We start from the raw sequence: 15,622 nt of genomic DNA, 5'->3' as shown, positions 1-15,622 counted from the left end.
GTGGGTTTAAGATTCCGACTTCATTAAGAAGCTGGGAATCTGACTAACTAATTACCAATGCAATTTCTGATATAAAGGCAAGTGGTATGACGAGAGGTGTAACGTTATAGTTAATAACTAAGCTGTCTACTCCGTCTACTCGTAGTCGCGGACGTACCTGGTATGTACCTGCGGGAATGTCTCCTAATTCAAATTCCAAGGTATCGGTTTGGATAGGATGATTTCTGGCTATTAATTCGCGATTGCCTATTTCAACTAATGCTGTTTCTTGGGTACTCAAGACTAGAGAAACTCTTTGTGCTGGTAATACTGGTGGATTACATGTTACCTGGACAATTACATTATTTGGTTTGTTAGGGTCACTATTATCCCGACTGTCAAAAGCGAGATTTTCAATGGTGGGTGCTATGGGTAATGGTAATCCGTTACTGCTACGGTCTTCGATATTTGCTGTAACGGTATATAATCCCGGACACCATTTGTCTGGTTGGGTGGTATCAATTGTAAGTTGAATTTCTGTGGGTGTCCGCGCGGTTGCTGCGATGGTAATAATATTCGGCGCCGTTAATTGCGGATTGTTAAAGACTATTTCAACGTTATTACCCTCCAGGTTATAACCAGTTAAAGTTAATTCATCTCCTAAATTTGCGGCAGGTTTTTGTAATAATTTTTTCTGGTAAGCTGGTAAGTTTTCCCTAGCTTGTTCAATTGCCGTAAAGTTGACACTCAGCAAAGTGGGATAGGGAGGAGTTATATTAGCTTGGGTGGTTACTCCTGTGTCACCCGAACTTCGGGATAATACTGGTAAAGGTGTTTTTGGCGGACGAGTACTTTCTATTAATACTACTGATACTTCGTAGGCTGTAGAAATTCGGTATTGAGTTTGAAAGGTTGTCCACATTTTCGAGAGTTCGTCTAAACTCAAGCTTTGAGGAGTAATTTTGACTCTTTCGATTTGGTTGTATAAATCGTATTTAGCTATATCTGCTGCTGGTAAAGCATTTTTTATATCTTCAGGTTTAAGAACGGAATAATCGTGAAATACACTCATCGCTTCCCCCAACAAATTATGACTCGTTGGTTCGGGAAAGTCATCATTTTGAGCGTAAGCTGTTAGCATGTAGTATAAATTTAATGCTAGAGGAGGTAATCCCGTTTCTCCTGGTTTTACCTGGGTTGGGATATCCATATTTCGCCAAGCTGCATTTTCTTTCGTTTGGTAGAGAAACAAATTAACTTGGTTGTTTGCGTTCCCGTTATTATCACGAGCTTTATCTGGAGGTTTAGTCGTAACTGTGACGCTACCAGAACCATTACTATCAAACCGTCGTTGCAGCAGATAACGTAAAGTCGTTGTTACCGCTGCAATTGCTAATGAATTACTCATTTACCACCTCCACGCTGACTTAGATATTCTTCTAAACTCATCACAGCAGGTTTTTCTTTAGGTTTAGTCGATGGTGACACTGTAGTTGGAGTTGTTGCCCTAACTTCAATTCGACCAATGGTAACTTGAATTGTTGGCGCCGTTTCTGATTTATTTGATATTGGTTGTAACTCCTTTACTACTGAAACTTTCGGTGTGATTAATGTTTGTGATATTTTCTCCTGAATCAGAGATTTTTCTGTATTATTTGGCGCCGTCTCTCTCATCGGTAATATAACTTGTTCCACTAATTGAGTTGCTGGTTGCTGCGACAGTGGTTGAATTTCTGGAGTTAATGCTGTATTTTTTGTGAAAGTCTCTTTAGTAATTAACTGCTGAATAACTGTCGGTTCTGTCAATTTTAAATTATGTGATTCTACTGCCTGGAAATAATTACTTGTGTTATTTATAACCAAACTTTGCTGATTCTCAACAGTTGGATTTACTTGAGAAAAAACTTGTGGTTGATAGGCAAATCCCAAATCTTCTAAATTGGTTGAGGATTCATCCTTATGACGAGTAAAAATATACTCTGTTTGTCTCTGAGGTTCCCTTTCCATGTGAGTTTCTTTCTCAGGAGAAGGAGACTGGGGTGAATAAGGTATTTGTTGCCAAGGGGGATATTCTTCTGAGTGATGAATTTCAGGAATCGAATTTCTACTAAGTCTGGGTGATTCTTGAATATTTTCCTCTGATAGATAATTAATATCTATCTCTCGGTCAAATTCTGTTGTAATAATTGAATCTCTAGTGAGCATACTAGATTCATATAGAGATGGTAGTCGAGGTTGCACCGTCTCTAACTGATTGTTATTTCTAGCTACTATATTGCTAAGATAGTTACTCATCGCCCTACCATCTCCAAATACAACTGTCGTCGATAAGGACTCATTGCTAAAATTTCCGCTTCTCCCCAACCATAGGTAGACGCTAAAATATGCACTTCTCGGAGAGTGCGAATAGCCCAAACATGGATTTCGCTCCAGAAAAAGGAGACAATATCAAAGGTAGATTGCCACTGATGACCACAAGCTGGACAACAAAGATTAAGTTGCACGTCTGCTTGGGGGTCTAATTTTGCCATTTGGGTAATCACAGTACTAGCTATTTCATCTGGTAATTTTTCTATCGGTTGAATTTCCTCGTGTTCTTTCACCTGTAATAAACAACGTTCCAGAAGTGTACGAGGTTGGTTATCAAGAGACGTGGGCGCCATTAAATCTAAACTATTAGGTAAGCGAAACTCAATATCCCAACCTGCAACCCGTAACGAAAAGGTTTCTGAAGGTGTTGGAGGACTAGTACAGATATCTGCCACACTAAAGTTGAGTTCTAGATTTTCACCACATTTACCACAAGTTGCTAAACTTTGAATTTGCGAACCAAAAGTCCCAGAGCGCAAAGTTAGCAATAGAGTATCTCGTTGTCCAATACTCAACTGCGCTAGTTGTGAAGGTGAAATTTCTGGACATGCAGCAGTTAACAAAGCTAATGCTCGTTTTACAGGTTGCTGCATCAAACCTTTTTCCCAAACGGTTAATAATTCCCCAGCAGACAATGCACGCATAAACTATGTCCACCTAAAAGCTTTCTTCTTTAGGCTCTTTCACTTCTTCGTCTCTTTCCCAGCCTTCATTTTCTAATTTAATATGCTGAATAGCAACTGCATTCGCATTTGCATCTAAGTCTGGTAAAGCTTGATATTCAGATACCCAACAGCGATAAATTTTATAAGATATTGCTTTTTGACCAGCCTCGTTAAATACATCAATAATAATGTCTTTACGAAAGTCAGCCAGAGACACTTCTTTATTCCGCTGTTCTGCTCCTGCTTGAGCATTTCTATAGTTCCACACCCTACTAGCCCATGTCTCAAATTCTAAGTCATGAGTAACACCTCTTTCTAACATAATCGCTTCATATTCCGTCCGTCCCGGTGATTTGCGTGATGTGCTGGGGTCTCCTCCTTCCCGATGTTTTACCACTTCTGTGGTACGTTTTAGGGCGCCAACTTTACTAATTCCAGCCACATATTTTCCATCCCATTTAACCCGAAATTTAAAGTTTTTATAAGGGTCAAATCGTTGAGGATTAATACTAAACTCCATATTTTTCAACCTCTCAATACCAGAAGAATTCAAAAGTCAAAACTCAAAATTTTTAATTTGTAAGTTTGAGTGTTTAATTAAGTAACGATTTGACCAGCAATTTGCTGAATTTTGATAATTACAAATTCTGCAGGTTTCAAAGGAGCAAAACCCACAACAATGTTAACAATGCCCAAATTAATATCATTCTGGGTAGTAGTTTCACTGTTACATTTGACAAAATAGGCATCCTGGGGTGTACTACCCTGAAAAGCACCTTGACGGAATAGATTATTCATAAAGGCGCCGATATTCAAACGAATTTGCGCCCATAATGGTTCATCATTCGGTTCAAACACCACCCACTGAGTACCACGGTAGAGACTTTCTTCTATATATAAAGCCAAACGTCGCACAGGAATATATTTCCACTCCGATGCTAAACGGTCATCTCCTTGTAACGTTCTTGCACCCCACAAAACTCTACCCACACCTGGAAAAGCTCGCAAACAATTTATTCCCAAAGGGTTTAATTCTCCGTTTTCCCTATCCGTCAACGGTGTACTTAACTGTGGTACTCCTACTAACTTCACATCAATACCCGCAGGTGCTTTCCAAACACCTCTTTGAGCATCAGTACGAGCAAAATTACCAGCGACAACACCACAAGGAGCAAAATCTTCTAATTGGTTGTCACGTAAAGGATTAGCTTGTTTAATACGAGGGAAAAATACTGCTGAATGGTTGCTGCGAGTGCCTAAATTATCTATTCCATCTCTGGCATCGTCTTTGGTCTTCCAAGTACTGGGTGGGTCGATAATCAAAAATGCTCGGCGCCTTTCACAGTAAGCAGCAGCATCACTAATTAAACTTGGCTCTACATCACCAGTATCTGAATAAGGTGGAATGCACAACAAGTTAAATAAGTCAACTTTTTCTAGTGCATAAAGTCCTTTTTTCTGACTTTCAGCATTATTGGGCGTGAAATTATTAATCTTGGTTAATGAAAGACCATTAGAAGCCCGCATTGCATTTTTAGCATTTTCCAACGCTTGTTTAGCCGTGTTAATATCTGTTTGTACGGGAGGAACTACTTTCATTGCTGCTTCTAATTGTTTTTCGGCTTTGGTGACATCATCGTCTAAATTTTTACTAGCATTTTTCACCGCCGTTTCCGCAGCAGCAATGTCTGCGGGTACTTGAGGATTAGCATTCTTCGCATTAATTAGCTGTTGTTGGGCGGTGTGAGCTGCAACAATATCAGTTGGTAAAGCACTCGGTACTGTTTCATCCCAACGTATTAATTTTGACTCTGCTTCCAGCACCTTATCGATACTGCGAGGTTTCCCAGAAGCAATTGTCAGATTCAGAAAACGCTCTTGGGCACCGCCGGGGCTAATATCTCGTACTGTTAAATTAAATAAGTCAGTCTTTGCCAGCCCCATTTGTACAGCCACAGCTTCAGAGACATTTACATCCACCGTCGCACGTAAATTTTCTCCCCAGGCGCCTTCATAAGCTGCTTCCAGTGTTAACCCTGCAACCTTTAACGGTGACTTTGACTGAGAATTTTGTCCTTGTTGACTATTATATAATCGGACAATAATTGCCTGAGAACCTCCATTCAGGTAAAAATCCCGCACCGCATAGCCCAAACTACTATCTACCCACAAACCGCCAAAAATACGTTCAAAATCACTGTAGCTATTAATAGTTATCGGCTCATCCACAGGTCCCCGCGCGGCACGACCGATAAAGGCTGTAATCGATGTTGCTACACCTGTAATAGTGCGAACACCACTAGGAATTTCCTCTATGTAAACACCTGGATACGTTGGTGTAATTGGCATAATAAAGTTATCCTCTGCAATTACTACGAGATAGCAGATGAAAGTTATAGTTTAGCCGTTCCTATTCTCAAAACCAGCAAATTAATTAAGATATGCAACAGCACCTATTCCGATACAAGCGCGATTCTCATTCATCAAACCCAATACCTAACGTCTAAACCCCCATACTTCAGGCAAGGATTTAATACTTATCACCCGTAATGCAAATCGCTTTTATTTTTTAGATTATGTTTTTCCGACACTGAACTCGATGATATAGCCAGCTTATCATAAATTCTACATAAGTGTCACAAATAATACTATTTATTGAAAAACTTTATAAAATGTTACAATAAACAAAGAAAAACGAACCGCAAAGTACGCTTCATCGCGCAAAGGAAGAATTAGGAAGAAAGAACACGCCAAAACTTATCTGACTTTTCAGTTTTTGGTATGCTTTTCCACATAACGTGAAAAGTTCGCAAAACTTATGACACAGACCACTAGAATAGTTCAACGAAACTTGCTTACATAAATAAACCTTAATCATTGCAACATAATATTGATGTTGGAAAAATAATTATGTGATTGTTTGTAAATAATATGTTGCTATCAGCCTTACAAGCCAAATCAAGATTTTTAACTGTACTACTAGCTTTTGGAGTCCTGCTGCAACTTCCAAGTACTGCTCAAGAAACACAAAATCAAGAATTAATACCTTTTTTTGATAACGAAGATAACCCCGTTCCTTTAAATTTTCCTCCAGGTCAACAGCTTGATATTTCACCACCAGCACCAAAATTAAACATATTTGATAAAGATGTTCTAAAAGCTTGTGGGGCAATAGGTTCTAATGTATTACCTAATCAATTCAAGCAGTTATTGCGAAAATACCCTGATGTTCTAGAGAAAATTCAAAGAACGGTTGGAGGTGAAATTCGTCCTGGACGTAAACGTCGGTCTGATTTTCTCCAAGATTTGACGAATATCTGGTTTCAGCGTAAAGGATTTGAACACATATTCTGTGGTGAAATCTATAATGCTAAGGATATTGGGGGTTTACATTTTTATGGTAGGTACTTACAGTTACAACAGCAAGGTATAGGTGGTAGATTGCCGAATAATCAGAAAAATCAAGAAGTTGTCCCAGGTGTCATTTACACTATGGGTGTAGTAATTAAACAACCAAATCGTACTGTTACAGATGTCATCAAAGGTTATGGCTATTTGAGTAACGCCGAAGAAATGCTAATTGATGTAACTAAAATATTTAAACAGCAGGGTAATAACGAAGGCGCCTGTATATACAATGTTCGGGATAATGATACAGGTAAAACCTTTCCTACAGTCTTTGTTAGAAGAGAAGGCGCCATCATTACATATTATCCCGATGCCACACCCAAAGGCGCCAATTGTAAAGGTTCTTTATAAGTAATTAAACTTAGTTAAAATTAGAAAAACATGTACTATACTTTACGTAAGTATATGTGGTGAAGTCAACGTGCAAATTTTGTTAGATGAGACCAATTCTAATCTACAAACAGAAGCCAGGAAACATAAAAACGAAGATAATCGTTGGATACGTACTATTACTGCTGGGCAATAGGCAGATTGGTTAAAGCAAGGTTGGTTGCCTTCGGGTAATCTCAACAAAACTGCTTAATTATTACAGCAACTTATGAATCCAGCAGTCATAATTAACTCTGGTAATTTGGACGCAAGATAGACATTTATACTAAAATAAATAAGGTAATTCAATAAGCGAGCCTAAGTCAATGCAGCAAATCGACGTTGATGGACGTGTAGACGAGAATGGGTTTCTGTACCTAAAAATGCCTGAAAATGTTGTGGGTATGGAAATAAAAGGAAAACTTATGTATCAACTTCATCCTATTTCCTCACAAAACCTGAAAGAGGAAAAAATTGACATTAATGCGGTTCGTACTATCTGTAACAAAATTAGAAATTTACCGATTATTGATAACAGAACTCCTGATCAAATTATTGGATATAACGAGTTTGGAATTCCAGAATAATAGTTATTGACCCTTCTGCTATCATGGCAATTATTTATGCGGAACCTGAAGAATTAATATTTATTCAACTTATTAACGAAAGCGAAGATTGCTTACTTTCTGCTCCAAGTTATGTTGAATCATCCATAGTTATGGGTACTAAACATGGTGACCAAGGTGTAGAAAATTTGAAGTTATTGATTGAAGCACTTTCTATAATTATCGTACCTTTGAGTGCAGAACAGGCACAGTTAGCTACTGAACCATTTTTGAAGTTTGGTAAGGGGCGCCATCCAGCGAAGCTGAATATGGGAGATTGCTTTTCCTATGCTTTGGCAAAATCTACAAATCAGCCTTTATTATTTAAAGGTAATGACTTTATCTATACCGATATTGATAGAGTCATTTATTAATTTATCTTACTATTCACGGCATGTATAAGTGATTTAATTTGTGCAACCTTACTTATGAACACTACAATTACACTCATCATCGACCCTATACAAAATGAATATTATATAACCCAACTTGCGGAAAATTATCCTGATGCTTTTTATCCCATCCTCCAAACTCAGGATGGAATGAACCACACTTAGTAGAAGAAAATCGAAAACATTATTACAACAAAATGCAATGGAGAAATAATGCGTAGGGTAGACCGAAGCCTACCATACACATACTGCATATACTACACATATCTATATGTTATCTAAATTTGGGCGCCTATTAATCCAAGGTTTTGCAGTTTCAAGTTGTGCAGCAAGACGAATTAAAGTAGATTCAGCGGCAGGTTTACCTACAAACTGTACACTCATTGGTAAGCCTTTACTATCAAACCCAACAGGAATTGCAATAGCGGGTTGTCCAGTTGCATTAGCCGGTGGACAAGGTGCGACCCACTGAACAATATTTTCAAAGATATCTTCAGGACTCAAATGCGACCATTCACCAACACGGATGGGAGAATGTAGGAAAACAGGCATTAACAATACATCGAAGTTATCAAAAAAGCTAACAATTTGCCGCGATACAATTTGCATCTTAGCAACAGCTTTGAGATAATCAACTGCGCTATCTGTTTTTGACATTAACCAACGGTTTACAGGTTGCAGCATTTCAGGAGGAATACCACCTGCGGCTACACCGTTACGCCATATAATCTGGAATGGTTCGATTAAACCGCTAAAGTCAGGACATTTTTCTTCAACAGTGTGTCCCAAGTCTTCGAGTAACTTAACTGTTTGTAAAACAGCTTGTTTACAAGTTGCATCTGCTTCACCGATAGGTAAAAACTTTGTAGAGTAAGCTATGCGTAAATGACCAGGTTGTTGTAAACTTGCTTCAAGAAATGAACATTCGGGACTTGGCAAATAATAAGGGTCACCTGCAACATTACCCGACATTACATCAAGAAGTGCTGCTGCATCTGCAACTGTTCGACCAATTGGCCCATTTGTGGCAATACCATTAAATTTATCGCCAGCAGGGCCTGGTGATACTCGACCGCGCGATGGTTTTATACCAAATAATCCACAGCAAGCAGCAGGTCCACGAATGGAACCACCTCCATCTGAACCTTGTGCAATTGGAGATAACCCCGCAGCTACAGCAGCAGCGGCGCCACCACTCGACCCTCCAGGAGTATACTCAAGATTCCACGGGTTACGTGATGGAGGAAAACCCGTAGGTTCGGTGTAAGGAAATGAACCTAACTCAGACGTAGCAGTTTTACCAAGAATAATAAACCCAGCTTGTTTAATCTTGGCTATAGCAACATCATCATATTCGGGGATGTTATTTATTAATGCTTTAGTTCCGTAAGTACACGGTATACCAGCAACTGAGTTGAGGTCTTTAGTTGAAATCGGCACACCAAAAAATGGAGGCAAATTAGTAGCATTTACCAAAGCTTCTGTTTTAACCTTGGCATCAGCCATGGCTTGCTCTGCCATAACTGTAAAATAACTTCCAATCCTAGGATTTAAACGCTCAATCCTTTCTAAGTATATATTTACTAACTCCAGTGGTGATACCTGGCGCCGACGAACTAAGTCCGCCATCTCAAGTGCCGGAGTAAAAGCTAAATCTAATGCATTCATCGTTACCATATAACCGACGCGCAGGCCCTTGCTTGTATCTAAAAATTGATACTTATTTGTGTAAGACTCCTATTCTAATCGAAGTTATTGATTTGCAAACCCAATCTTGATGAAGAACCGTGACATTATTTATTGTTTATGTAGCAAAATGGCAACGGATGATGAGCGGATGTAACGGATGTAACCAATAAATCATCCGTTACATCCGTTACATCCGTTGCAAGCTTATTCGTTCATTTCTTTCAACGTTGCTAGTGCGGAAGGGGATAAACGGCTGAGGTAACGGAATATCCAGTATTTAAAGATGGTGTCTAGTACAACAGGGAAGGTCGCAATAAATAGGAATATGGCACTACGGTTAGGAGGTAGACCTAAATGTTGTGCCATTCCTTCTAATAAAATTTCCCAACCGTGGGGAGAGTGGAAACCCACAAATATATCGGTAAATAGAATAATTAAGAATGCTTTCGCACTATCGCTTAAGCCATAAACTACATCATCTATAAATGCTTTTAGTATTACAATTTCGCGCTTACTGGTAGCAACTACGACCGCAAAGGCAACGAGTGAGAACATATCAGCGAAGATGTTACTAATTGCATTGTTGCTTTTATGCCGAAATTCTTCTGCTATCTCGATGGCTTTTTCTTTGACTTGTTCTCCTATCTTTTCTGGAGTTAAAGTCGGCGCCTTCAATATAAAGCTTTCAAATTTCAGCCCACGTTCATAAATTTTTAGTTCCTGTAGCGCTTCATCTTCCATCTCGGAATTTATAAATATATTAGGGTTATTTTCACCCCGTGTACGCTCAACTATTGGACTGACTAGAAACTGTTTAGTTAGTAAATGCGTTATCAATGGTATAACTGCTAACATTACTAAAAATTTCACCGAAGCTTGGGTTCGTCTTCGTGAGACTCTAAAATTTTGTACATATTTTTCTTCAGCTTCGGGTGCAAAATCGTCTTTTAGGCGATTAAAAGTTCTTCCTATAGACCGTGGTAAAATTCCACTTTTGTGAGAAACAGGCTTGACGCGCATACTTTCAACATCCCTATCTTGCGCTGTTTGCACTTTGATGGGTGGTTGAATCACTTGTTGACGCTCAATTTGTGATACTTGGTTATTAATATTTGTATTATTTATATTATGAGTGTCTGCTGGAATAATTGCGCCTGATGCTAATAATTCATCATCTTGAAGATACTTGGCGACAATTTCGTCAATATACTTTAGTTTTTCTAATATTTCTTGATTAGATAATTTTATCAATGAGCTACTTAATCTAAACTCAGCAAGTCGAAATTTAACAATATTTAAATTATTATTCAAAGCTGACTGCCAGTAATTCATCACACTATTGGAATAATTGGCAGATTCCGAAGATATTTTATTGCCGCTAAATTGTTCAATTTCGATTTCTCGTATAATTGTAGCTGCTTTATATGCATCGTTTAAAGCTCGCTCTGGAGTATCGGTAAACCATGCGAAGGAATAACGCCAAAAGTTTATTATCTTATGGCGTAAAGAGCCTGTACTTTTTGCCATCGAAGAAGACTTCAACGCCATAATAATATACTGCTTCTATATTGTTAGCTTATATGGTAGCTACTATTGTAGAACATACTATTTTATTTTTGTAAAAATAATTGCCAATGGGTAATATAATATTGTTTGCCCATTAGCATAATACTTTACTTAACTTAATACTTAAGTATATATTTTTGTGTACGAGTTATTCGGCGTGGGCACAAATTAGAGGGTTCATTACAGGGAAGGGACGGTTTTCTAAAGCTTTGAACTGACCGATGCTGCCATCGTAAGCGAAAACCTCCCCAGTCTCGATTTCATAAATCCAAGCATGGAGAGTGACTTTACCACCATGAAGCTTAGAGCGGATTATTGGATATGTTTCCAGATTCTCAATTTGAGTTAGCACATTTTGTTCAATAGCGATTTTTAGGAGTTTTTCACTCGAACAACCTTCATAGTTGTCCAAAACTAGACGACGAGTTGACTCTGCATGTTTTCTTAACCAGTCGTAAACTAATGGCATCTGTTGAGTAAGATTACCTATTTGCAATAATCCTCGCATTGCACCACAGTGGGAGTGACCACAAATAACTATATCTTTTATACCTAAAGCACCGACTGCGTACTCAATAGCTGCACCTTCTCCACTATTCGAGGCGCCGTAAGCGGGGATAATATTACCGATATTACGAACTACAAATAATTCACCAGGTTGACTTTGGGTAATTAAACAAGGGTCGATACGAGAATCAGAACATGTTATGAATAATACTTCTGGGGATTGACCTTGAGACAACTGCTCGAACATTTCGCGGTGGGACACGAAATAAGTATCGTGAAACTCATTCAGCCCTTCTATGATGCGTTTTATTGGCACAATCAAATTCCTCTTATCCTAGAAAATATTTCATAGAAATTCATTGATTACTCCACCTCGACAACTTATAGTTCCGTAAATCTCCCTTGAACAAATGTATTGAAAGACGCTCAGTACAACGTCCGCTCATACCATAGCTAATGCATAAGCGATTTGGCATCAGAAACAATACATACGATTCCATAGAGTCACGGTAATAGTTAATATTACGAAATGTTAACTAAAGAATAGCAAAAATTTTTCACGATTGTGTATCTAATGTGGTTCGTATATCAAATTCATGACAATTATTTGACTTTTGTAACAAAAAGAACAAAATGAAATTAAGTCCGGTTTAAAGGCGCCCATTATTACCAAATATGTCTTCTTCGTGTACTGCAGCGTCTTCCATATCGTTGACATAACCACTGCGGGCGTTTGGAAATGCATCACAGTATGGTACATAAGGTTTAATATCAAGTACAGGCGTTTGGTCTAGTAAATCAATTCCTTCAACGTGTAAAACCAAACCTTCAATTTTGAGAAGTTTAGGCGCCGACAAACCAATAGGGTTAGGACGATGAGGAGCGCGTGTAGCCATTGTCCCACGTCGGACTCGCGGTCCACGCGGTAAAATCACAGTTGGGTTCCAATGGTAGTTAAGATGTAACCATGAAATTATCCAAATTCGCTCAAACCCTTCCATATCTTTAAGTGCAATCGTGGGTATAATATCGTGGAAAAGTTCGATTTGAGCGATAGCAGGCTGATAGTTTTCAGGTACATTACGAAGTTGTGACTGTCTGGGTGTACCGTGTCGTTCTTTGTAGGGAGAATGCACGACACCAATGGGACGTAAAGTAATCTCACTCGGAAACGATATCGATTGAATATAATCTTTGGGTGGAAACTTAGGCATATCTGTTACATCTATTACTAATATTTATATATTTAATCTAAGTCAAAACTTCTATTATTGATTCATATTTCCAAAAAAATCACAAATTAGTCTCAAATCAGCCTTTATTCACATAGCGCTAATTATCAGTAATACATATATCGCTCTCGCGCTTAAATAATATCTGGACGGGAAATATAAGTTTAAAGCAAATTCAAACTTTGCTTTTATGATAAGTAACTTTACCTATAGATATGAAATTTAACCGTGGCGCCTTTGCCCTGCCTCTACAATTGGTTCTAATCATTCCTTTCGCGCGACAACCCAAAGACCAGAAATAAAGATTATCAAACAATATACAAATTTACCCTTAGTTGAATGCTATGCAGGACAACTAAACCAGGTATTTCTGAATATTCTTTCCAATAGTATCGACGCAGTTGAACAGAGTAATACCGCGCGTTCAATAGAAGAAATTCGACAAAATCCCAACTGCATTACTATTACTACCAGTCTTGTAAACTCTAAATGGGTACAAATTCAGATAGCAGACAATGGTATTGGCATTCCCGAAGAAATTAAGCAGCGTATCTTTGACCCCTTCTTTACAACCAAACCAGTAGGTAAAGGAACAGGGATGGGAATGTCTATCAGCTATCAAATAATTGAAAAACATAGTGGCAAAATAGAATTTTCCTCAACTTTAGGCCAAGGAACTGAATTTATTATCCAAATTCCCTGCAATTGTAGCATACCTGTCTCAAATATGCAGTGTATATAATTTTTTACCACAGAGACACAGAGTATACAGAGAGAGGAGAGTAAGAGAATATCAACTCCCCAAAACTTTTGACATGAAACAGTAGCGATGTGCGCTTTACTATTCATCAAAAGGATTTTCTAACTTTAACTCTACAATATTCTGAAAGTCACGAATATTACGAGTTACCAAAACAGCTTCCTGACATAAAGCCGTTGCAGCAATTACCGCATCTGGCAACTTAATTTTATGTTTTCGCTTTAAAGAAATTGTTTGATTCTCAACTTTTCTAGAAATCGGCACAGAATCAAATTGACTTAATAAATCCTCAATTGCTTCTGCCTCTGGTTCGGACAAACTAGAAAAACAAAGTAGCTCTATCCGAATAATCGGTGATGTTACAACATAATTACTTTCGATAAAATCATTTGAAAACAATTTGGTGACTGTCTCATCTCCCGCCAAATAGTAAATAAAAATATTTGTATCGTAGAGATATTTCATTCCCATTCCCCACGCACTGTATCAAGATGAGCTAACATTGCTTCTTTTTTATGCTGTAGAATTCCCTTAGCCTTCTTGACTTTTTCATAGTCCCGTTGCAATGATGCTAACACAGACTCTGGTAAATCTAGTACGACAGATTCCTCATCAAGAGAAACAAGATAACGCTTAGGAATAGTCACTCTTGTCATAACCACCACCCAATTATGTTTACTTTATAAAGCTATTATTACTTAAATCGTGATAATTGTCATATCTATCTGAGTACACAAACTGCTTACAACTAATCAGAACTAATAACGATAACTCCGCATGATGCTATTAAACCCTCAGCAGGCGCCAATAACCGCAGGTAATAGTTTATGCTCTAAATGAATGAAAACTTGTAAAGCTATCAGCAATCGCAGACCCCATTAACTTCATAAACTGATTTCGCAGTTTCACAGCAATAGGGTTTTCTAGCTCTCCCATACGTCCGGACCGTAATGACTGCTCTACAATCGATTTAACACGTGGAAATCTCTGCAACTCATAATGCTCAAAAGCTTTGGTTATATTATCTGACTCTTGTAAGCACTTGGTAATAACTAGTGCATCTTCTAATGCCATACACGCTCCTTGTCCTAATGTTGGTAACATTGGATGCGCTGCATCACCTAGTAAAGTAATATTTCCTGTTCCCCAAGGTCGTGTTGGTACACGGTCATATAAATCAGTTTGGATAATATTTGCTTTATCGGTAGCTGCTATTAATTCTGGTATTGCGCTAAACCAGTTTTGAAACATTACTTCTAACTCATGTTTTTGTCCTTGTTTTGTTTTATCTGCTGCATACCAATACATTCTATTATTACCTAGCATCATAAAACCAAAACCTTTACCACGTCCTAGAAACTCATGAATATAACCAGGACGATATTGATTCGGTATGTAATTAGTTAAACCACGCCAAGTAGTAAAATTGCGGTAAATAGGTGGACTTTCACCAAATAATGCTGCCCGTACTTGTGACTTTAAACCATCGGCGCCAATTAAAGCATCTCCCTCATCGTGTAACCCAGATTTCATATCAACACTTACTTTGGCGCCATCTTGCTCAAATCGCTCGAATGTTTGTCCCAAAGTAAACTTACTTGCAACCTGACTGCATAAAATTTTGTGTAAGTCCGCGCGATGGATACCTATAACGGGTAACTCAAACTTATCAACAGACACATTTACTAACTCTTTGCCATTCTCGGTTAAAAATTGATAGTTCGTTGTTAAACAACCATTACGAACTGCATCTTCGAGTAAACCTAATTCGTTGAGAACGTGAGTGGCATTTGCCCATAGTGCTATTCCTGCTCCTACTTCTCTTAATTCTTGTGCGCGCTCGTAAATGCTGACATCGAACCCTGCACGGTTTAATGCTAACGCAGTTGCGGCGCCTCCTATTCCACCACCAATGATGATTATTTTCTTAGTTTTTCTCATAATATAAGGTTTTCTAACGACTAACTGACTGACCTGTCAGTTTGTTATTATTTATCAAAGCAAGTTTTTGGCAAATTTGTCAATATTTTGATCCCCCCTAACCCCCCTTGATAAGGGGGGAACTGGAGGAGCGTAAAAA

General features: G+C 38.3%; 17 protein-coding genes. 5 read left to right on the top strand and 12 right to left on the bottom strand.

Annotated features, from left to right (window positions below; genetic code table 11):
* Positions 1-43: 43 nt before the first annotated feature.
* The 5 genes from DSM106972_RS30305 to DSM106972_RS30285 all read right to left on the bottom strand — a co-directional run bounded on the left by DSM106972_RS30305 (position 44) and on the right by DSM106972_RS30285 (position 5,363).
* Positions 44-1,387 carry a Pvc16 family protein gene (locus DSM106972_RS30305; protein WP_127084173.1) on the bottom strand — a complete coding sequence of 448 codons (1,344 nt, stop codon included), beginning with the start codon at positions 1,385-1,387 and terminating at the stop codon, positions 44-46.
* The gene (locus tag DSM106972_RS30300; RefSeq protein WP_127084172.1) at positions 1,384-2,274 is read right to left on the bottom strand and encodes a hypothetical protein; all 891 of its coding nucleotides are present in this window, start codon (positions 2,272-2,274) and stop codon (positions 1,384-1,386) included. The genes DSM106972_RS30305 and DSM106972_RS30300 overlap by 4 nt, the downstream gene beginning before the upstream one ends.
* Positions 2,271-2,993, bottom strand: coding sequence for a T4 family baseplate hub assembly chaperone (locus DSM106972_RS30295; protein ID WP_127084171.1), 723 nt, complete (start codon positions 2,991-2,993; stop codon positions 2,271-2,273). Before DSM106972_RS30295 ends, DSM106972_RS30300 begins: the two co-directional genes overlap by 4 nt.
* 13 nt (positions 2,994-3,006) lie before the next feature.
* Positions 3,007-3,534, bottom strand: coding sequence for a phage tail protein (locus tag DSM106972_RS30290; RefSeq protein ID WP_127084170.1), 528 nt, complete (start codon positions 3,532-3,534; stop codon positions 3,007-3,009).
* A gap of 77 nt (positions 3,535-3,611) precedes the next feature.
* Positions 3,612-5,363, bottom strand: coding sequence for a DUF2586 family protein (locus DSM106972_RS30285; RefSeq protein WP_127084169.1), 1,752 nt, complete (start codon positions 5,361-5,363; stop codon positions 3,612-3,614).
* A gap of 582 nt (positions 5,364-5,945) precedes the next feature.
* On the opposite strand from DSM106972_RS30285, the gene DSM106972_RS30280 reads away from it, so the two are divergent.
* The 4 genes from DSM106972_RS30280 (at position 5,946) to DSM106972_RS55035 (ending at position 7,953) form a co-directional block, all read left to right on the top strand.
* Positions 5,946-6,773 (top strand): EndoU domain-containing protein, encoded by an 828-nt coding sequence (locus DSM106972_RS30280; protein ID WP_127084168.1) that lies wholly within the window; start codon positions 5,946-5,948, stop codon positions 6,771-6,773.
* A 344-nt stretch (positions 6,774-7,117) separates the two neighbouring features.
* Positions 7,118-7,378: a hypothetical protein gene (locus tag DSM106972_RS30275; RefSeq protein ID WP_127084167.1), complete on the top strand. Its 261-nt coding sequence runs from the start codon at positions 7,118-7,120 to the stop codon at positions 7,376-7,378.
* Positions 7,375-7,770 (top strand): type II toxin-antitoxin system VapC family toxin, encoded by a 396-nt coding sequence (locus DSM106972_RS30270; protein WP_170213613.1) that lies wholly within the window; start codon positions 7,375-7,377, stop codon positions 7,768-7,770. Before DSM106972_RS30275 ends, DSM106972_RS30270 begins: the two co-directional genes overlap by 4 nt.
* Positions 7,771-7,824: 54 nt before the next feature.
* Positions 7,825-7,953: a hypothetical protein gene (locus DSM106972_RS55035; protein WP_267901174.1), complete on the top strand. Its 129-nt coding sequence runs from the start codon at positions 7,825-7,827 to the stop codon at positions 7,951-7,953.
* Positions 7,954-8,055: 102 nt separating this feature from the next.
* Here DSM106972_RS55035 and DSM106972_RS30265 read toward each other — a convergent pair whose 3' ends face one another.
* The 4 genes from DSM106972_RS30265 to tsaA all read right to left on the bottom strand — a co-directional run bounded on the left by DSM106972_RS30265 (position 8,056) and on the right by tsaA (position 12,764).
* A complete protein-coding gene (locus tag DSM106972_RS30265) occupies positions 8,056-9,456 on the bottom strand; it encodes an amidase (RefSeq protein ID WP_127084165.1) in 1,401 nt (466 codons plus the stop codon).
* Between the two features lie 225 nt (positions 9,457-9,681).
* A complete protein-coding gene (locus DSM106972_RS30260; RefSeq protein ID WP_233787173.1) occupies positions 9,682-11,025 on the bottom strand; it encodes a proton extrusion protein PcxA in 1,344 nt (447 codons plus the stop codon).
* Between the two features lie 166 nt (positions 11,026-11,191).
* On the bottom strand, positions 11,192-11,866 hold the full coding sequence (locus DSM106972_RS30255; RefSeq protein ID WP_127084164.1) for a carbonic anhydrase: 675 nt from the start codon (positions 11,864-11,866) through the stop codon (positions 11,192-11,194).
* Positions 11,867-12,200: 334 nt separating this feature from the next.
* Positions 12,201-12,764 carry a tRNA (N6-threonylcarbamoyladenosine(37)-N6)-methyltransferase TrmO gene (tsaA, locus tag DSM106972_RS30250; RefSeq protein ID WP_127084163.1) on the bottom strand — a complete coding sequence of 188 codons (564 nt, stop codon included), beginning with the start codon at positions 12,762-12,764 and terminating at the stop codon, positions 12,201-12,203.
* A gap of 271 nt (positions 12,765-13,035) precedes the next feature.
* Here tsaA and DSM106972_RS30245 point away from each other — a divergent pair, with 271 nt between their 5' ends.
* Positions 13,036-13,524, top strand: coding sequence for a sensor histidine kinase (locus DSM106972_RS30245; protein ID WP_127084299.1), 489 nt, complete (start codon positions 13,036-13,038; stop codon positions 13,522-13,524).
* Positions 13,525-13,623: 99 nt separating this feature from the next.
* Here DSM106972_RS30245 and DSM106972_RS30240 read toward each other — a convergent pair whose 3' ends face one another.
* From DSM106972_RS30240 to DSM106972_RS30230, 3 genes are all read right to left on the bottom strand, one after another.
* Positions 13,624-14,007, bottom strand: coding sequence for a type II toxin-antitoxin system VapC family toxin (locus tag DSM106972_RS30240; RefSeq protein ID WP_127084162.1), 384 nt, complete (start codon positions 14,005-14,007; stop codon positions 13,624-13,626).
* Positions 14,004-14,198, bottom strand: a complete 195-nt coding sequence (locus DSM106972_RS30235; protein ID WP_127084161.1) for a hypothetical protein — start codon at positions 14,196-14,198, stop codon at positions 14,004-14,006. The genes DSM106972_RS30240 and DSM106972_RS30235 overlap by 4 nt, the downstream gene beginning before the upstream one ends.
* A gap of 169 nt (positions 14,199-14,367) precedes the next feature.
* The gene (locus DSM106972_RS30230) at positions 14,368-15,483 is read right to left on the bottom strand and encodes an FAD-dependent monooxygenase (protein ID WP_127084160.1); all 1,116 of its coding nucleotides are present in this window, start codon (positions 15,481-15,483) and stop codon (positions 14,368-14,370) included.
* Between the last annotated feature and the right edge of the window lie 139 nt (positions 15,484-15,622).

Origin of the sequence: Dulcicalothrix desertica PCC 7102 (assembly GCF_003991905.1) — a bacterium.
Classification (GTDB): Bacteria; Cyanobacteriota; Cyanobacteriia; order Cyanobacteriales; family Nostocaceae; genus Dulcicalothrix; species Dulcicalothrix desertica.
The sequence above is the reverse complement of the archived record's forward strand: the minus strand, read 5'-3'. Positions and strand labels throughout refer to the sequence as shown.